Below are 15580 nucleotides of genomic sequence, written 5' to 3' on the forward strand. Positions count from 1 at the left end.
GGAGCGAGCACGGGCACGGGCGCCGGAGCGGGCGTGGGCGCGGGTGCAGGTCGCGCGGCGGGTGCGCGCGGGCGCGACGCGCAAGCCGGCGCCGGCGTCGTCACCGCGTTCGTGGGCGACGGCATCAACGACGCCCCGGCGCTCGCGGCGGCCGACATCGGCGTGGCCATGGCGTCAGGCACCGACGTGGCGCTCGACGCGGGCCAGGTGGTGCTCATGCGCAACAGCCTGGGCGACCTCGTGACGGCGCTGCGCCTCTCGGCGGCCACCATGCGCAAGATCAAGCAGAACCTGTTCTGGGCGCTCGTCTACAACTGCGTCATGATCCCGCTCGCGGCGGCGGGCATCCTGGCCCCGGCGCTCGCCGGCGCCGCCATGGCGTTCTCGAGCGTGAGCGTCGTCAGCAACTCGCTGCTCCTCAAGCGCTTCAAGTAGGGCTTGCCTGCGGGGAGGGGCGCGCTCGCACGTTCGCCGCCCCTCCCCGGCAGCATGCGACACGTTCTCCTCTCCAAACCGTCGAGAAACACGCGATCTGATACCGATCTTCGTGTCTGAGGCATGTTGTCGCACAAAACGGCAAAACCCCATCAGGGGTTTTGCCCCGTGACAGCCTAAAGGCAGCGCCTAGGACGCTCTTCGCGGTATCGGATCGCGTGTTTCTCGCATGTTGGTATGCGCTGACGTGTCGCGTGATCTTCCCCGGCCGCGTCCCGCGCGCCCCTCTCCGGCTGCCCGCGCGGGGCGAAACGCGCCAGTGCTATACTTTCGCCTAATGGGCGCACCCCGTCAGGGGCCGCGCCGCTCGCTTTGGTCCGCTGACGAAAGGTCTGACATGAACACCGCCGCTGTTGTGCTTGCCGCTGGCGCGGGCACGCGTATGAAGTCGAAGAAGCCCAAGGTCGCGCACGAGATCCTGGGGAAGCCGCTCGTCCGATGGGTGGTTGACGCCGCGAAGGACGCGGGCGCCGAGCGAATCGTGAGCGTGGTGGGCCACGCGCGCGAGCAGGTGGCTCCGCTCGTGGAGGCCGACACCGAGGTGGTGGTGCAGGCCGAGCAGCGCGGCACGGCCGACGCGGTGGCGGCGTGCGAGGGCGCGCTCGCGGGCTTTGAGGGCTCGCTCGTGGTGCTCTCGGGCGACTGCCCGCTCATCACGCCCGACACCATCTCCGCGCTCGTGCGCATGCGCGACGAGAACGACGCCGCCGTGGTGGTGCTCACCATGCAGCTCGACGACCCCTTCGGCTATGGCCGCATCATCCGCGACGAGGCCGGCGAGGTGGCGCGCATCGTGGAGCAGAAGGACGCCACGCCCGAGGAGGCCGCCGTCACCGAGTGCAACTCGGGCTTCTACTGCTTCGACGCCCGCGCGCTCTTCGGCGCGCTCAAGCAGGTGAGCAGCGACAACGCGCAAGGCGAGTTCTACCTCACCGACGTTCTGGGCATCTGCCGCGCCGAGGGCCGCCGCGTGCTGGCGCTGCCGGCGACCGACGCCGCCGAGTGCCTGGGCGTGAACTCGCGCATGCAGCTGGCCGAGGCCGCGGGCATCATGCAGCGGCGCGTCAACGCGCGGCACCTGGCGAACGGCGTGACCATGTGGGACCCCGCGCAGGTGTGGATCGGCCCCGACGTGGAGATCGAGCGCGACGTGGAGCTTCTGCCCCAGGTCATCCTCATGGGGAAGACCTCCGTCGGCGAGGACAGCGTGATAGGTCCGAACACGCGCCTGACTGACACGCGCATCGGGCGCGGCTGCGTGGTCGACGAGACGGTGGCCGTGGAGGCGCAGGTCGACGACGGCGCCACCTGCGGCCCGCGCGCCTACCTGCGCCCGAAGGCGCACCTGTGCGAGGGCGCGAAGGCCGGCACGCACGTGGAGATCAAGAAGTCCACGGTGGGCAGGGGCTCGAAGGTGCCGCACCTGAGCTACGTGGGCGACGCCACCATCGGCGAGGGCGTGAACCTCGGCGCGGGCACCATCACCTGCAACTACGACGGCGCGAACAAGTGGCCCACGCACATCGGCGACGGCGCGTTCGTGGGGTCCTCCACCATGCTCGTGGCGCCCGTCTCGCTTGGCGAGGGCTGCATCATCGGGGCCGGCTCGGTGATCACGAAGGACGTCTCGGCGGGGGCCCTCGGCCTCGGCCGCGCGCGCCAGACGGAGATCGCTGGCTGGGCTGACGAGAACCGCAAGGTCAAGGAGTAGCAGACGCCATGGGCAGCGGCCGCGGCGACGGGCGGCCGCTGCCGCGTCGGCGGGCTCGCCAGGCCGCTGCCAGGCCGCTGCCGCGCTGGCGGGCTCGCCAGGCCGCTGCCGCGTCGGCAGCTTGCCGGGCCGCTGGCAGGCTGCTGCCGCGCTGGCGGGTCGCGTCGGCGGGTCCGCTGGCAGGCCGCAGGTCGCGGCCGCAAGTATTCGGCGTTTTCAGGCGCCGGATCGCCGTGCGAGATACTACAATGGTAAGTCGCATGCGCCGGGGCGGCGCGTGCTGTTTCAGCCCATGCGAACGAAGGAGAGAGCCTTCATGATGGAAACGAAAAGGCCCATGGCCGTGTTCACGGGCACGTCGAACCCCGAGCTTGCCGACAGCATCGCGAGGGAGCTGGGCGTGTCGCTGGGCAACGTCAAGCTCGAGAAGTTTGCCAACGGCGAGATCTACGCGCGCTACCAGGAGAGCGTGCGCGGCAAGGAAGTGTTCCTCATCCAGTCGGTGTGCGCCGGCGAAGGCTACGACGTGAACGACGCGCTCATGGAGCTGCTCATCATGGCCGACGCCGCCAAGCGCGCGAGCGCCCACAACGTGTCGGCCGTCATCGCGCACTACGGCTACGCGCGCCAGGACCGCAAGGCCGCCCCGCGCGAGCCCATCACGGCGAAGCTCGTGGCCGACCTGCTCACGGCCGCCGGCGTTGACAACGTGATCACCATCGACCTGCACCAGGACGCCATCCAGGGCTTCTTCGACATCCCGGTGAACCACATGACGGCCATGACCATCTTCGTGGACTACTACAAGTCCATGGGGCTCGACACCGACGAGCTGTGCGTGGTGTCGCCTGACGTGGGGCGCGCGAAGGCCGCCAAGAAGTTCTCCACCATGCTCGACTGCGACATCGCCATCATGCACAAGGACCGCCCGAAGCACAACCAGGCCGAGATCACGGCGCTGATCGGCGACGTCACCGACAAGATCTGCGTTCTGAACGACGACATGATCGACACGGCGGGCTCGCTCGTGGCCGCGGCGGCAACGCTCAAGGCCAAGGGCGCCGCGAAGGTGTACGCCTGCGCCACGCACGGCCTGTTCAGCGGCCCGGCGTACGAGCGCATCGAGAACTCCTGCATCGAGGAGGTCGTGGTCACCAACGCCGTGCCCGTGCCGCTCGAGCGCCAGACCGGCAAGATCAAGGTGCTCTCGGTGGGCCCGCTGTTCGCCCAGACCATCAGCAACGTCTACGACAACGGCTCGGTCTCCAGCCTGTTCGAGTAGGCGTGCGCGCGGGGCCCCGCCGCGCGCGAGGGATGATTTGCTCGTCAACCTCGGCTTCCGCCTGGTTTCCCGAAACCGGCGGGAGCCGCGTTGCATCAGGGGCGCCAAGGGCTTCGGGGCGCCCGAGGCGTCTGGATGGAGGCGCGCCAGGCGGAGGGACCGCGCTGCGCCTGGCGCGCGAAGCTGAAAGGAAAGCACGTGTATCTTATCGTTGGCCTGGGGAATCCCGGCGAGGAGTACGCGCACACGCGCCACAACGCGGGGTTCGACGCGGTGGACGCCATCGCCGAGGAGATCGGCGTGCGCTACTGGAAGACCGAGTGCGGCTCGCTCACGGGCAAGGGCGCCTACCGCGACGTCGACGTGGTGCTCGCGAAGCCCCAGAGCTTCATGAACACCTCGGGCGGGCCGGTGAAGCAGCTGATGAACGCCTACGGGGTCGGCGCCGACCACCTCGTGGTCATCCACGACGAGCTCGACATCGACCCGGGCACCATCCGCGTGAAGTTCGGCGGCGGGCACGCCGGGCACAACGGCCTGCGCTCCATCTGCGACAAGACGGGCACGCGCGACTGGTACCGCGTGCGCGTGGGCATCGGGCGCCCGCCGGGGCGCATGAACGTGGCCGACTACGTGCTCTCGCTTCCTAAGAAGGAGGCCAAGGACGACTTCGAGTACGCCGTGGGCCGCGCCGCCCAGGCCGCGCTCTTCCTGATCCAGCACGGCCTGGAGAAGGCGCAGCAGGAATTCAACTAGGAGGACTCCCTCGCTGCGGGCGACGAGGAAGGCTTGGTTTGAAGGGAGAGATGACGTGATCAAGCTCAGCGAGAGAGGCAACACGTACGCGCTGTTCGCCATCGTGGTTCTGGGATGCGCGCTCGGGTCGCTCACCCAGACGGTCATGAACGCCATGCTCGGCGGCGTAGGCGCCGACTTCGGCATCGACGCGAGCGTGGGCCAGTGGCTCACCACCGTCTACATGTTGGGAATCGGCATCACCGTTCCCGCCGTCACCTTCATGGCGCAGAAGATGTGCTCGAAGGACCTGATAGCGCTTGCCCTCGGGCTGTTCGCGGCGGGCGCCGTGGTCGACTTCGTGGCCGACAGCTTCCTCGTGCTGATCCTCGGCCGCGTGCTGCAGGCGGTGGCCACGGGCATTACGCTGCCGCTCGTGCAGTCCATCGCCATGATGCGCTTCCCGGCGGGGCAGAACGGCACGGCCATGGGCATCGCCGGCATCGCCATGGGGTTCGCGCCGAACATCGGCCCGCTCATCGGCGGCGCGCTCGTGGACTCCTGGGGCTGGCGCAGCTTCTTCGTCATCCTCGCGGTGCTGCTCGTGGTGCTCCTGGCGGCCAACGCGCTTCTGGTCGCGCGCGAGGAGGCGCCCTCGAGCAAGGCCACGCTCGAGGGCGTGTCGCTTCTGCTCTCGACGCTCGGCTTCGGCGGCCTTCTGCTGGCGTTCTCGAACGCGGCGAACATGCCGGTGGCGAATCCCGCGGTGTGGGCGCCGGCCGTCCTCGGCGCGGTGTGCCTCGTGCTGTTCGTGCGGCGCCAGAAGCTCGTGGAGCGCCCGCTCATCAGCATGCGCATCTTCGAGTCGGCTCGCTACCGCGCGAGCTTCGCGGCGCAGTGCTGCCTGTTCGCGTCGTTCATGGGCATCACGCTCATCGTGCCGCTCCTCGTGCAGGGGCCCATGGGCCTCACGGCGCTCGAGGCCGGCATCGTGTTCATCCCCGCCACCATCTTCGCCATCATCGTGAACCCGCTCGCGGGCATCCTGACTGACAAGCTCGGCGCCCGCCCGGTGGTCATCGTGGCGGGGGTCCTCTTGACGGCGGGCGCGGCGTCCATGGCGCTCGTCGGCGTTGACACGCCGCTGTGGCTGCTCACGCTCATGCAGACCGTGCGCGGCCTGGGCGTGAGCGCGCTCATCGGGCCTCTGAACTCGTGGGGCATGGCGGGCCTGCCGCGGGAGATCACCATGGACGCGAGCGCGTTCGTGGCCTGCGTGCGCCAGGCGTGCGCGTCTTTGGGCACGGCCGTCATGGTGCTCGTGATCGCCGCGGTGTCCCTCACCGCGCCGGGCGCCCTGGGATACCAGCTGGCGTTCGCGCTCTCGGCGGCGCTCTCCGTCTGCGTTCTGGCGTGCGCCGTGTGGAAGGTGCGGTAGCGCATGGCGTTTCTGCTGGGATGTGAGAAGGTCGGCGTCGAGTTCCCGACCAAGACCGTGTTCGAGGGCGTGTCGCTCGGCGTGGAGGCGGGCGATCGCATCGGCATCGTGGGGCGCAACGGCGACGGCAAGTCGACGCTGCTGAGGCTTCTGGCAGGCGAGGTGGAGGTGGACGCGGGGCGCGTGATCCGCACGCGCGGCGTGAGCGTGGGCGTGCTGGGGCAGGCCGACGAGCTCGACGACGCGTCGACGGTGGAGCATGCGGTCGTGGGCAGCCGCCCCGCGTACGAGTGGGCCGGCGACGTGCGCGTGCGCGACGTCTTGTCCGGGCTGCTCGATGACGTCGACTGGCACGCGCGCATCGGCGAGCTCTCGGGCGGGCAGCGCCGCCGCGTGGACTTGGCGCGCCTGCTCGTGGGAGAGTGGGACGTGCTCATGCTCGACGAGCCCACGAACCACCTGGACGTGCGCGCCATCACGTGGCTCGCGCGGCACCTGAAGGCGCGCTGGCGGCCCGGCTGCGGCGCGCTTCTGGTGGTCACGCACGACCGCTGGTTCCTCGACGAGGTGTGCCTGCGCATGTGGGAGGTGCACGACCGCGTGATCGAGCCGTTCGAGGGCGGCTTCTCAGCCTACATCATGCAGCGCGTCGAGCGCGACCGCCTGGCCGACCTCGCCGAGCAGAAGCGCAGAAACCAGCTGCGCCGCGAGCTCGCGTGGCTCTCGCGCGGCGCGCGGGCGCGCGCCACCAAGCCGAAGTTCCACGTGGCGGCGGCGCGCGAGCTCATCGCCGACGTGCCCGAGCTGCGCAACCCCCTCGAGCTCAAGCGCATGGCCATGGCGCGCCTCGGCAAGCAGGTGGTCGACCTGGAGCGCGTGAGCGTGCAGTTCGGCGACCGCGTGGTGCTCGACGACGTGTCGTGGATCATCGGCCCGGGCGACCGCATCGGCATCGTGGGCGGCAACGGCATCGGCAAGACCACGCTCCTGCGCGTGGTCCAGGGGGCGCTCGCCCCCACGCGCGGGCGCGTGAAGATCGGCGCCACGGTGCGCTTCGCCGTGCTCTCGCAGCACCTGAGCGAGCTCACGCGGTTCGGCGACGACCGCGTGCGCCAGGTGATCGGCCGCTATACGCGCCGCACCATGCTCGACGGGCGCGAGATGACGCCCGGGCAGCTGCTCGAGCGCCTGGGCTTCTCCGCCGCTGACCAGAACGAGCCGGTGTGCGACTTGTCGGGCGGGCAGAAGCGCCGGCTCGCGCTCATGCTCATCCTGCTCGACGAGCCCAACGTGCTCATCCTCGACGAGCCGGGCAACGACCTCGACACCGACATGCTGGCTGCCGTGGAGGACCTGCTCGACGGCTGGCCGGGCACGCTGCTTCTAGTCACGCACGATCGCTACCTCATGGAGCGCGTGACCGACGACCAGTTCGCCATCTTGGACGGCAAGGTGCGCCACCTGCCCGGCGGCGTGGACGAGTACCTGAGGCTGGTGGGGGAGGAGGACAGGGCGCCGCATGCGGGGGCTGGCGCTGGCGTGAGCTCTGGCGTTGGGGGGCGCGGGGCCTCCGCCTCCGGGCGAGCTCAGGGCAGGGACTCTGACTCTCCAAGGAGCGTCGCCTCCGGGCGTGCTCACCAAGCGAGTTCCGCACGAGCCGGAAGCGCCGGTGGCGCTTCCGTGCGAGCAGGACTGTCCGAGCGACTGAGCTCGCCCGGAGGCGACGCGGACGCCGCCCCTAGGCTCTCGGGGGGCGAGCAGCGGCGGCTGCGCAAGCTCATGGCCTCCAACGAGAAGAAGGCCGACACGCTGCGCGGCAAGATCGAGGCCAAGCGCGCCGAGATGACGACGGCCGACCCGTCCGACTACCTGGCGCTCACGGCCATCCAGGAGGAGATCGCCGCCTTCGAGTCCCAGATCGAGGAGCTTGAGCTCGAGTGGCTCGAAGCTGCGGAGGCGCTGGGGGAGTGAGGGCTCCGCTTGCGTGCGCGGGACGAGCGGAGCGGGCCGGCGCCGCAAAGCGCTGACGTGCGCACGGCGGATGCTCTTGCGCTTGCCTTCGCGTATGAAGCACGCTCAGCCGCTCGGCATGTCCGCCGCACGCACGTCAGCGCTTTGCGCCGGCTTTTTTGCCGAAGGGAGGGTTACTGCATGGTTGAGGGAGCGTCGTTTCGCACCGTAGAGGGCCGCGCGACGGCGGAGATCGTGGAGAAGAAGAGCCGCTTCATCGGGCAGATCGCCCACGTGGAGACGGAGGAGGAGGCGCTCGCCTTCCTGACCGAGATCCGCGCGCAGCACCGCATGGCGCGCCATAACGTGTACGCCTACGTGCTGCGCGGGCAGGGCGCGGAAGGGGGCGCGACGGGGCGCGTGCGCTACTCCGACGACGGCGAGCCGGCCAAGACCGCCGGCATGCCCACGCTCGAGGCCGTCCAGCACGCGGGGCTCGCTGACGTGGCCGTGGTGGTCACGCGCTACTTCGGCGGCATCCTCTTGGGCACGGGCGGGCTCGTGCGCGCGTACACGGCCGCCACGCAGGCTGCCATCGAGGCGGCGCGGGTGGTGGTCATCTCGCAGTGCGTCGAGGTGGTGGCCGAGGTGCCCTACGCGCTCTACGAGCAGACGGTGCGCCTCGCCGAGGCGAGCGGCGCACGCGTGATGGGCGCCGACTTCGGCGCCGAGGTGCTCGTGACCCTGCGCCTGCTCGACGGCACCCAGGACCCCCTGGTGGCGGCCCTCACCGAGCTCACCCGCGGTCAAAGCGAGCTTTTGGTAAGCGCCCCCTTCGAAGCCGCCTTCTAGGCGCGGATCTGTCCAAAGAGGTCGTCTTGCCGGGCTTCCAGTCGCCCGTCTCGTAGGGCTCGCTCCTGCGCGCGATGGCCTCTTCGCTGATGTCGAACATCACTTCCAGCTGCTTATCGTCCATGCTTGCCTCCCATCGGTTCGCATTCGCGAAATACTCGGGGAATAGTGAAGCACCTTGCCTTATAGAGCGATAGCGAAAAGAAGAAAACCCCAATGCTCAGAACTCTACTTCGTCCCAGCATTCGATTGACAGCCCTGGGATGCGTTGGAACTCACGGACGTTGCCCGTGACGAGCACGGCCTCGTGCGCGATGGTCGTTGCCGCTATGAGCATGTCGTTGCCGCCTATCGTGAGCCCCCGGCTTTCAAGGTCAGCTCGGATGCGGCCGTAAGCCGCGGCGCAGGTGCCGTCGAAGGGGATGATGGCGTAGGGAGTCAGGAAGCGCTCGAGCAGCAGCCGGTTTTCCCGGGGGCGGGCGCTCTTCTCCGCTCCGACGTGCAGCTCGGCTTCCACGATGGCCGGGATGGCGAAGAGCTTGGGGCTGCTCGCGCGCATGAGGTCGTAGGTGCAGGGCAGCTTTCCGCGCATGAGGTCGATGCAGGTGCATGAGTCGAGGAAGTACATGGTGACCGCCTCAGAACGTGGGGAGGGCGCCGTCAAGCGCGGGGTCGACGTCGGGCGGGGCCGTGAACGTGTCGTCTTCGAGCGCGCCATATACGTCCCAGTAACCCGCAGGCCATCCGCCGCTCTCATGGTGGTCGCGCACGAGGTTGGACACGTACTTCGAGAGCGACAGCTCTGCCAGCGCGGAGCTCTCGCGCAAGCTCGCCATGGTGGGCTCGTCAAGGTAAAGGGAAAGCTGCGGCATCGCGTCTCCTCTCTGATTTGAACGAAACAAGTATATCATATAAGTATACTTCCAGGAAGAGGCAGGCGCCTGCGGCAGCTGGTCGTGCTATGATTTGTCGTGAGAGTGAAGGGTTTGACGCGCAGCGTGAGGGGGCCGGGCGCAGATGGAGAGCGATCAGAGCAACGTTTTCGACGCGTCTGCCCCGTCTCGCCTGCGCGTGTATCCGTCGTTTTTCGGGTTCGGATTGTACTGGGCTTGGCTGTGGCTCATGTTCTTCACGGTCGATCTCGTCCCTGCCGCTGCTCGCGCTGCGGTTGAGGTCAACGCCATGCGCTCGCTTTGCCTCGCTGTTGAGGGCGTGGCGTTCTTTGCCGCTGTGCTCAATCTGGTTCGCAAGGATCCGCTTGTGCTCAAGTACGGGGTGAGCAACTCCGTCATCTGCGTGCTGGGAGCGTTGGGTACGGCGGGCATCATCGCCTGCGGGTCTTTCGATCTTGCCGGCGGCTTTGCCGGTTATGCGGCAAGCTGGGTTGCCTGGGGCGTTGCCGGCGCGCTTCTCACGGTCATCTGGGGGAGAATCCTCGACTCTTTGAGTGCGACGGGCATCTGCTTCTATCTGGCAGGGTCTATGGCCCTGGGGGCTGCCGTCGTGTACGTCCTGACCTACATGCCCACGGGCTTCGTCTGCCTGGCAGCGGTAAGCCTCCCGCTCCTCTCCACGCTGTCTGCCCATCACGCCAGGAACGTCATCAGAAGCGATGACTTCGTCGGCAAGATCCCTCCGGCGCCGGTGACGGATCCCGCCATCGTCCCACGACCCCTGCTTCGCATCCTGATCGGCGTGCTGACCTACTCCTTGGCGCTTGGCCTTATGCTTGGAATGATGGCGAGCCATGGGGAAGGCGGCTTCGACTTGGCCAACAGGATGGCCCTGGCCTCGCCCGTCATCGTCGGCGCGGTTCTCGCGTTCTTCGCCTATTTCAGGGGAGAAGACGACAGGGCGCTCAGCGTTCTCTACCGGTTCGCCATGCCCATGTTCGTCGCCGGCTTCCTCGTTCTCTCGTATTTCGGAGGGTCCGCGTATACGGCAGTGGCTTTCATCGCCATCATGGGCTTTCTGTGCTTCGATGTGGTTGTCATGGTGGTGCTGTTCAGCGGATCCCGTCATTTTGAGCATCTGTCGATCAGGTCGTTCATCATGGGAAGGCTTGTCAACGTCTTCGGCCTCTCGGGCGGTTGGGCTCTCGGCCTGCTGTTTGCGATCGGCTCCTTTCCCTTTGGCCTCACGCAGTCGGGCTTGTGCCTCGTCGTCGCCTGCGTGGTTGTCACGGTGTCTTCGCTGACCCTGCTCGAGAGGGACTTGTTCCCGGACGAGCTGCGCCTGTCAGGCGGCGCGAAGGCGGAATCTGCCTGCGAGGCGCCGAGGCAAGCGACAGTTCTGACCATTGACGAGGTGATTGTGCAGGTGGCGCGCGAAGGCGGTCTTTCTGCCCAGGAAACGCGCGTGTTCGCCTACCTTGCGAAGGGCCACAGCCGCAAGACCATTCAGGAGAAGATGTTCATCGCGAGCGCCACCGTGGATACGCATGCGCGTCACGTTTACCAGAAGCTGGGCGTGAGGTCGCGACAGGAGCTGATCGACCTCGTTGCGGCAGTTCTCGAAGGTGGTCAGCAGGCCTAGCCCTTGCTCTCGGCTAGCCCTTGCTCTCGGGCGCGTCGGAGGCGACCCCTGCGGGAGCGGGGGCTTTCGCGCCGCAGTAAGGGCAAGCCGGCTCCTCTTTGCGGTACTCGGCCGAGCAGGAGAGGCAGCGCCGCGTCGGCGAGTTGAAGAACGCCCTCATCGCAGGGGATGCCTCTTTGCCGCATTGCCCGCACTGTATGCAGAACAAGCACATGGTCTGCTGCCTTCCTTTGCAGATGAGGAGACCCCGGCATCGCAGTGAAGCCGGGGTCTCGTGTGACGCGTTTTACCCGAGCGAGTACAGGACCTGCTTGGGCTTGGCGGCAAGCTCGGCCTGCAGCTCGTCGAGGTCGCCGTACTTCATGATCGCCGCCTGGCAGTGCTGCACGCAGGTGGGCAGCTTGCCCTTCCCCTGGCGCTCGGCGCACAGGTCGCACTGGTCGGTGAAGATCGGCATGTTGATCCACACCCACTTGTCCTCACCCTCGGAGAGCTGGTAGGGGCCGGCTTGGACCATCATGACGCCGTTCTCCCCCTTCGGGAAGTCGTGCTCGACGCGGCACGCCATCTCGCAGGCGCGGCAGCCGGAGCACCACTCGTAGTCGACAAGAATTCCCTTAGGCATGCTGCTCACCTTCCTCGAGCTTGTAAATCTTGCAGATGAGCGCCTTGTAGTCGGCGCCGAACCCGGAGTCGCCGGGATGGTGGACGAGAAGGTTGTTGATGTTGAGCTTCTCGATGCCGTACAGGTCGTTCGGATCGCCCTCGGGGCGCCACCACGCGTGGTCGGCGCTCAGGATGCCGGGCTTGATGGTGGGGACGACCTTCACCTTGCTCTGGGCCCTGCCGATGGAGTTCTCCAGCCACACCCAGTCGCCGTCCTTGACGCCGTACTTCTCGGCGGTCTCGGGGTTGATCTCGACGCGCGGGTCGGGGTTCATGTCGCGCAGGCGTCCCGGATGCCGGTGCTCCGAGTGGAACATGGCCGCGTTGCGGGCGCCGGTGATGAGGATCAGCGGGTACTTCTCGAACTCCTCGGGGGTGGAGATGGGCGAGAAGGTCGGCTCCTCGTAGTAGGGCATGGGGTCGATCCGGCAGGCCTGCTCGAAGAAGTTCGAGTAGAGCTCGAGGCGCCCCGTCGCGGTCATGAAGCCCGGCTGCCCGTCGGGGCGCGCGAGGCCCTTCTCGTGCTTGCGGTACGTGAAGGGGAGGAACCCGGGCGAGACCTCCTGGAGGTCCTCGAAGGTCAGGTCACGGCCGCCCTCGACGCACATGCCGCCGAACATCTCCTCGACGGTGTCCCACGGGAACGCGGCGGGGTTCAGGCGACGGCCGATCTCGAGGACGATCTCGGGGTCCGACTTGCTCTCGCCGATGGCGTCGCAGGCCTTGTTGATGGCCTCGGCGCGCTGTATGCCGCAGCCGGCGACGATGCCGTTGCGCTCGGGGTAGGTCTGCGCGGGGAGGACCAGGTCGCACAGGGCCTGGACCGACGGCGTCATGAACAGCTCGTTCGCGAGGATGAAGTCGAGCGTCTCGTAGGCCTTCTTCACGCGCTGGGGTTCGGCGGAGGTGCAGGTCAGGATGTTCGTCTGCATGAACCACGCGGCGCGGGGCTTGTAGGGGACGCCCGTCTCGATGGCCTTGAGCACCTCCTCGGTGGAGGCCAGCTGCACGCCGAACGAGAGCAGCGGGTACTTGTCGATGCCCAGGCGCGCCTTGGCGGCCTTCTCGGTGACCCACTCGTTGCCGGAGGACTGGTCGGGGAGCAGGAAGGTGACGACGGGGGTCATGCCGCCGGGGACGTCGACGTAACCGCAGATCTGGTAGATGGCGCTGACGGCGTGCGCGGCGGGTATGCCCACGCGGGACATGTCGATGGCCAGGCCCATCTGGATGGCGCCGGGGCCCTGGGTGGCGAACATGCGGGCGGCCGCGCGGATCTTCTCGGGGTCGACCCAGCAGATCTCGGCCACCTTGTCGACGGGGTACTCCTGGACGCGCTCCTTCAGGGCGTCGAAGCCGTAGGTCCAGCGGTCGACGAAGTCATGGTCGTAGAGGTCCTCGTTGATGATCACGTTGAGCATGCCGAGGGCGAGCGCCGCGTCGGTCTCGGGGCGGATCTGCAGGACGATGTCGGCCTTGGTCGCGAGCCACGTGATGCGCGGGTCGACCACGATGAGCTTGCTCCCGCGCTTGAGGACGTCGGTGAACCAGTGGCCGTAGAAGCCGTCGGCGTTCGCGACGACGGGGTTGTTGCCCCACAGGATGATGGTCTCGGGCCTGCGCCACTCGGGGTTGTCGTAGCGGTCGGGGAACTGCTGGGAGCAGTCCATGACGTAGAAGCCGCCCGCGGTGGCGAAGCCGGCGGCCATGCGCGGGATCCAGCAGGACTGGCCGTCGAGGGCGTAGCAGTAGTTCGAGCTGCCGTAGGCGTAGCAGATGCGGGTGAGGTAGGCGCTGATGTCGCGGCCGGTGCCCTGGTAGAAGCACACGGTCTCGGGGCCGTAGGTCTCCTTGATCTCGTTGAGCTTGGTGACCACGATGTCGATGGCCTCGTCCCAGCTGATGCGCTCCCACGCGTCGGGGTTGCCGCGCTGGTCGCGGGCGCGCTTCATGGGGTACTTCAGGCGGTACTCGCTGTTGACGACCTCGGGGAGGTTCAGGCAGCGGACGCAGAGGCGGCCCTGGTTGTAGGGGTTCTCGGGGTCGCCCTCCACCTTGACGAGCTTGCCGTCCTTGTCGGTGTACATGAGCACACCGCAGCCGTCATGGCAGCCGGGGCCCGACCAGCCGCTGCCGCGCGTGACGGTGAGGTCGCCTTCCTGCCACTGGTGCTCCTTGTGCACGTGAGGAACCTGGATGATTTCCTCTTTTTTGGTCAATGGCCTTCCGGGCATTTCGTCCATACGGATTCTCCTCTCCTCTTTCCTCGTTAGGGAGGTGGCAGCGAGGCGGTTCGGCCGGCGCGATCCGCCTTTGGACGCTGCTCCTCTTGAGAAGAAGGTAATGCCGAGGGAGGTTCTCCGCATCCACGAAACAGCATGCCCCTGCGTTTTCCGGGTCATGGAAAAACCTTGATACGAGACTTTGACCTGCGAATACTCGCGAGCTTGCCGGTCTGCGCCCTTGCGGTTTCCGACGAGGAGCGCAGACGCGGACGATGCCCCGCTGCCTGGGGCAGCGGGGACGGTGGGCGGGGTGGCAAGGGCGCCGCTGCGGGTTGCCCTAGCGCTTGTTGAAGGGCTTGAGGGTGGCGGGGAGGCCGTCCTCGTAGACGAGCTTGGGCTCGCCGGCGATCAGCGGGCGGAAGTAGGCGAGCGCCTCGTCGCTGATGCCCTGGTAGTCGGGCAGGATCCACTCCTGCGGGAAGTGGCGCACGTAGTTGGCGAACTCGCTTGCGGGCGCGGCGAAGAAGCGCGCGTCGTACGCGCCGCTCGCGATCTGCTCGGGCGTGCGCGGCGCCACGCCGACCACCTGGCCGGTGAACGCGGCGTCGGCGGCGCGCATGTGCGCGCTCATGCCCAGCTCGTAGGCTTCGGTGACGTCGACGAGCGACTGCGCGAAGTTCGAGGAGCGCGCCGCGCGCGAGAGGTCCTGCACCACGCCGCGGGGCGCGATGCCCGCGTCCACGATCATCTGCTTGATGGTGAGCGCCGCTCCGCCCAGGACCGCGTGTGCGAAGCCGTCATGGGCCGTGTCGCCGGCGGAGACGTACGTGCCGTCGGCGTAGTGCGCGCCCTCGGACACCACGATGTAGCACTCGCCCGTCTCGTCCATCTTCCGCTGAACCTGCGCGAGGAAGGCGTTGCGGTCGAAGTCGACCTCGGGCAGCACGAGCAGGTCAACGTCTCCCGTGGCGCAGCAGCTCGCGGCGAGCCAGCCCGCGTCGCGGCCCATGGTCTCGAGCACGAACACCTCGGGGCGCGTGTAGGCGTCGTAGTCGAGGCGCGTGGCGTGCGTCACCTGGCAGGCGAGCTTGGCGGCCGACGGGAAGCCGGGGCAGTGGTCGACGGGCACGAGGTCGTTGTCGACCGTCTTGGGGATGCCGACGAAGCGCTCGGGGCGGCCGTTGGCGGCGGCCCACTCCGACAGCGCGTCGACGGTGTCCATGGAGTCGTTGCCGCCGATGTAGAACATCACGTCGACGTCGTGGGCGCTCATCACCTCCACGAGGCGCTGGTAGTCGGCGTCGTTCCCGCGCTTGAGCTTGTAGCGGCAGGTGCCGAGCGCCGACGACGGCGTCTGCCTCAGGATCTCGATCTCGCGGCCGGAGAGCTCGGTGAGGTCGTACAGCTTGCCCTCGAGCACGCCCTCGATGCCGTGGATGCCGCCGAGCACGCGGTCGAAGACGGGGTTGAGCTGGTTGGCGCGGATGACGCCGGCCAGGCTCGCGTTGATGACGGCGGTGGGGCCGCCCGATTGAGCGACGAGACAGTTGCGCATGGTGGTGCCTCCTCGGGTAGGGTTTCGGTAACGAGTCCATGATACCCGATATGGCGGAGGGGCGACGGCGGGGGAGCGCCGCAAGCGGCGCGCCGGCTCCGCGTCAGCTGCTCGCTTCGCCGCGTGTCGACCGCGC

The 15580-nt window shown here is 67.9% G+C and carries 13 protein-coding genes and 1 pseudogene; 8 read left to right on the forward strand and 6 right to left on the reverse strand.

What is annotated here, in order from left to right:
- From HRL41_RS04140 to HRL41_RS04170, 7 genes and pseudogenes are all read left to right on the forward strand, one after another.
- Positions 1–435: pseudogene (locus HRL41_RS04140) on the forward strand (cation-transporting P-type ATPase); the annotation flags it as partial.
- A 397-nt stretch (positions 436–832) separates the two neighbouring features.
- Positions 833–2206 (forward strand): bifunctional UDP-N-acetylglucosamine diphosphorylase/glucosamine-1-phosphate N-acetyltransferase GlmU, encoded by a 1374-nt coding sequence (gene glmU / locus HRL41_RS04145; protein WP_172135685.1) that lies wholly within the window; start codon positions 833–835, stop codon positions 2204–2206.
- A gap of 316 nt (positions 2207–2522) precedes the next feature.
- The gene (locus HRL41_RS04150; RefSeq protein ID WP_165172242.1) at positions 2523–3488 is read left to right on the forward strand and encodes a ribose-phosphate pyrophosphokinase; all 966 of its coding nucleotides are present in this window, start codon (positions 2523–2525) and stop codon (positions 3486–3488) included.
- Between the two features lie 198 nt (positions 3489–3686).
- On the forward strand, positions 3687–4244 hold the full coding sequence (pth, locus tag HRL41_RS04155) for an aminoacyl-tRNA hydrolase (protein WP_172135686.1): 558 nt from the start codon (positions 3687–3689) through the stop codon (positions 4242–4244).
- Positions 4245–4299: 55 nt separating this feature from the next.
- Positions 4300–5661, forward strand: coding sequence for a DHA2 family efflux MFS transporter permease subunit (locus tag HRL41_RS04160; RefSeq protein WP_172135687.1), 1362 nt, complete (start codon positions 4300–4302; stop codon positions 5659–5661).
- Between the two features lie 3 nt (positions 5662–5664).
- Positions 5665–7632 (forward strand): ABC-F family ATP-binding cassette domain-containing protein, encoded by a 1968-nt coding sequence (locus HRL41_RS04165; protein ID WP_172135688.1) that lies wholly within the window; start codon positions 5665–5667, stop codon positions 7630–7632.
- A gap of 180 nt (positions 7633–7812) precedes the next feature.
- The gene (locus HRL41_RS04170; RefSeq protein WP_172135689.1) at positions 7813–8463 is read left to right on the forward strand and encodes a YigZ family protein; all 651 of its coding nucleotides are present in this window, start codon (positions 7813–7815) and stop codon (positions 8461–8463) included.
- 220 nt (positions 8464–8683) lie between these two features.
- Here the strand turns inward: HRL41_RS04170 and HRL41_RS04175 are convergent, their stop codons facing one another.
- Together HRL41_RS04175 and HRL41_RS04180 are read right to left on the reverse strand one after the other, a co-directional pair.
- A complete protein-coding gene (locus HRL41_RS04175; protein ID WP_172135690.1) occupies positions 8684–9091 on the reverse strand; it encodes a type II toxin-antitoxin system VapC family toxin in 408 nt (135 codons plus the stop codon).
- Between the two features lie 10 nt (positions 9092–9101).
- Positions 9102–9335, reverse strand: coding sequence for an antitoxin (locus tag HRL41_RS04180; RefSeq protein ID WP_172135691.1), 234 nt, complete (start codon positions 9333–9335; stop codon positions 9102–9104).
- A gap of 145 nt (positions 9336–9480) precedes the next feature.
- On the opposite strand from HRL41_RS04180, the gene HRL41_RS04185 reads away from it, so the two are divergent.
- A complete protein-coding gene (locus HRL41_RS04185) occupies positions 9481–10998 on the forward strand; it encodes a response regulator transcription factor (RefSeq protein ID WP_172135692.1) in 1518 nt (505 codons plus the stop codon).
- Between the two features lie 13 nt (positions 10999–11011).
- Here the strand turns inward: HRL41_RS04185 and HRL41_RS04190 are convergent, their stop codons facing one another.
- The 4 genes from HRL41_RS04190 to HRL41_RS04205 all read right to left on the reverse strand — a co-directional run bounded on the left by HRL41_RS04190 (position 11012) and on the right by HRL41_RS04205 (position 15444).
- The gene (locus tag HRL41_RS04190; protein ID WP_172135693.1) at positions 11012–11158 is read right to left on the reverse strand and encodes a hypothetical protein; all 147 of its coding nucleotides are present in this window, start codon (positions 11156–11158) and stop codon (positions 11012–11014) included.
- Between the two features lie 126 nt (positions 11159–11284).
- Complete coding sequence (locus HRL41_RS04195) at positions 11285–11623, reverse strand: 4Fe-4S binding protein (protein ID WP_172135694.1); 339 nt, start codon at positions 11621–11623, stop codon at positions 11285–11287.
- The gene (locus tag HRL41_RS04200; protein ID WP_253904691.1) at positions 11616–13883 is read right to left on the reverse strand and encodes a molybdopterin-dependent oxidoreductase; all 2268 of its coding nucleotides are present in this window, start codon (positions 13881–13883) and stop codon (positions 11616–11618) included. The genes HRL41_RS04195 and HRL41_RS04200 overlap by 8 nt, the downstream gene beginning before the upstream one ends.
- Positions 13884–14226: 343 nt before the next feature.
- Positions 14227–15444 (reverse strand): diphosphate--fructose-6-phosphate 1-phosphotransferase, encoded by a 1218-nt coding sequence (locus HRL41_RS04205; protein ID WP_172135695.1) that lies wholly within the window; start codon positions 15442–15444, stop codon positions 14227–14229.
- Between the last annotated feature and the right edge of the window lie 136 nt (positions 15445–15580).

It is taken from the genome of Adlercreutzia sp. ZJ473 (assembly GCF_013185065.1).
In the GTDB taxonomy this organism is placed as follows: domain Bacteria; phylum Actinomycetota; class Coriobacteriia; order Coriobacteriales; family Eggerthellaceae; genus CAAEEV01.

Coding starts and splice junctions, on each gene's coding strand:
- glmU (WP_172135685.1), top strand. CDS start 833: ATGAACACCGCCGCTGTTGTGCTTGCCGCTGGCGCGGGCACGCGTATG.
- HRL41_RS04150 (WP_165172242.1), top strand. CDS start 2,523: ATGATGGAAACGAAAAGGCCCATGGCCGTGTTCACGGGCACGTCGAAC.
- HRL41_RS04165 (WP_172135688.1), top strand. CDS start 5,665: ATGGCGTTTCTGCTGGGATGTGAGAAGGTCGGCGTCGAGTTCCCGACC.
- HRL41_RS04170 (WP_172135689.1), top strand. CDS start 7,813: ATGGTTGAGGGAGCGTCGTTTCGCACCGTAGAGGGCCGCGCGACGGCG.
- HRL41_RS04175 (WP_172135690.1), bottom strand. CDS start 9,091: ATGTACTTCCTCGACTCATGCACCTGCATCGACCTCATGCGCGGAAAG.
- HRL41_RS04180 (WP_172135691.1), bottom strand. CDS start 9,335: ATGCCGCAGCTTTCCCTTTACCTTGACGAGCCCACCATGGCGAGCTTG.
- HRL41_RS04185 (WP_172135692.1), top strand. CDS start 9,481: ATGGAGAGCGATCAGAGCAACGTTTTCGACGCGTCTGCCCCGTCTCGC.
- HRL41_RS04190 (WP_172135693.1), bottom strand. CDS start 11,158: ATGAGGGCGTTCTTCAACTCGCCGACGCGGCGCTGCCTCTCCTGCTCG.
- HRL41_RS04195 (WP_172135694.1), bottom strand. CDS start 11,623: ATGCCTAAGGGAATTCTTGTCGACTACGAGTGGTGCTCCGGCTGCCGC.
- HRL41_RS04205 (WP_172135695.1), bottom strand. CDS start 15,444: ATGCGCAACTGTCTCGTCGCTCAATCGGGCGGCCCCACCGCCGTCATC.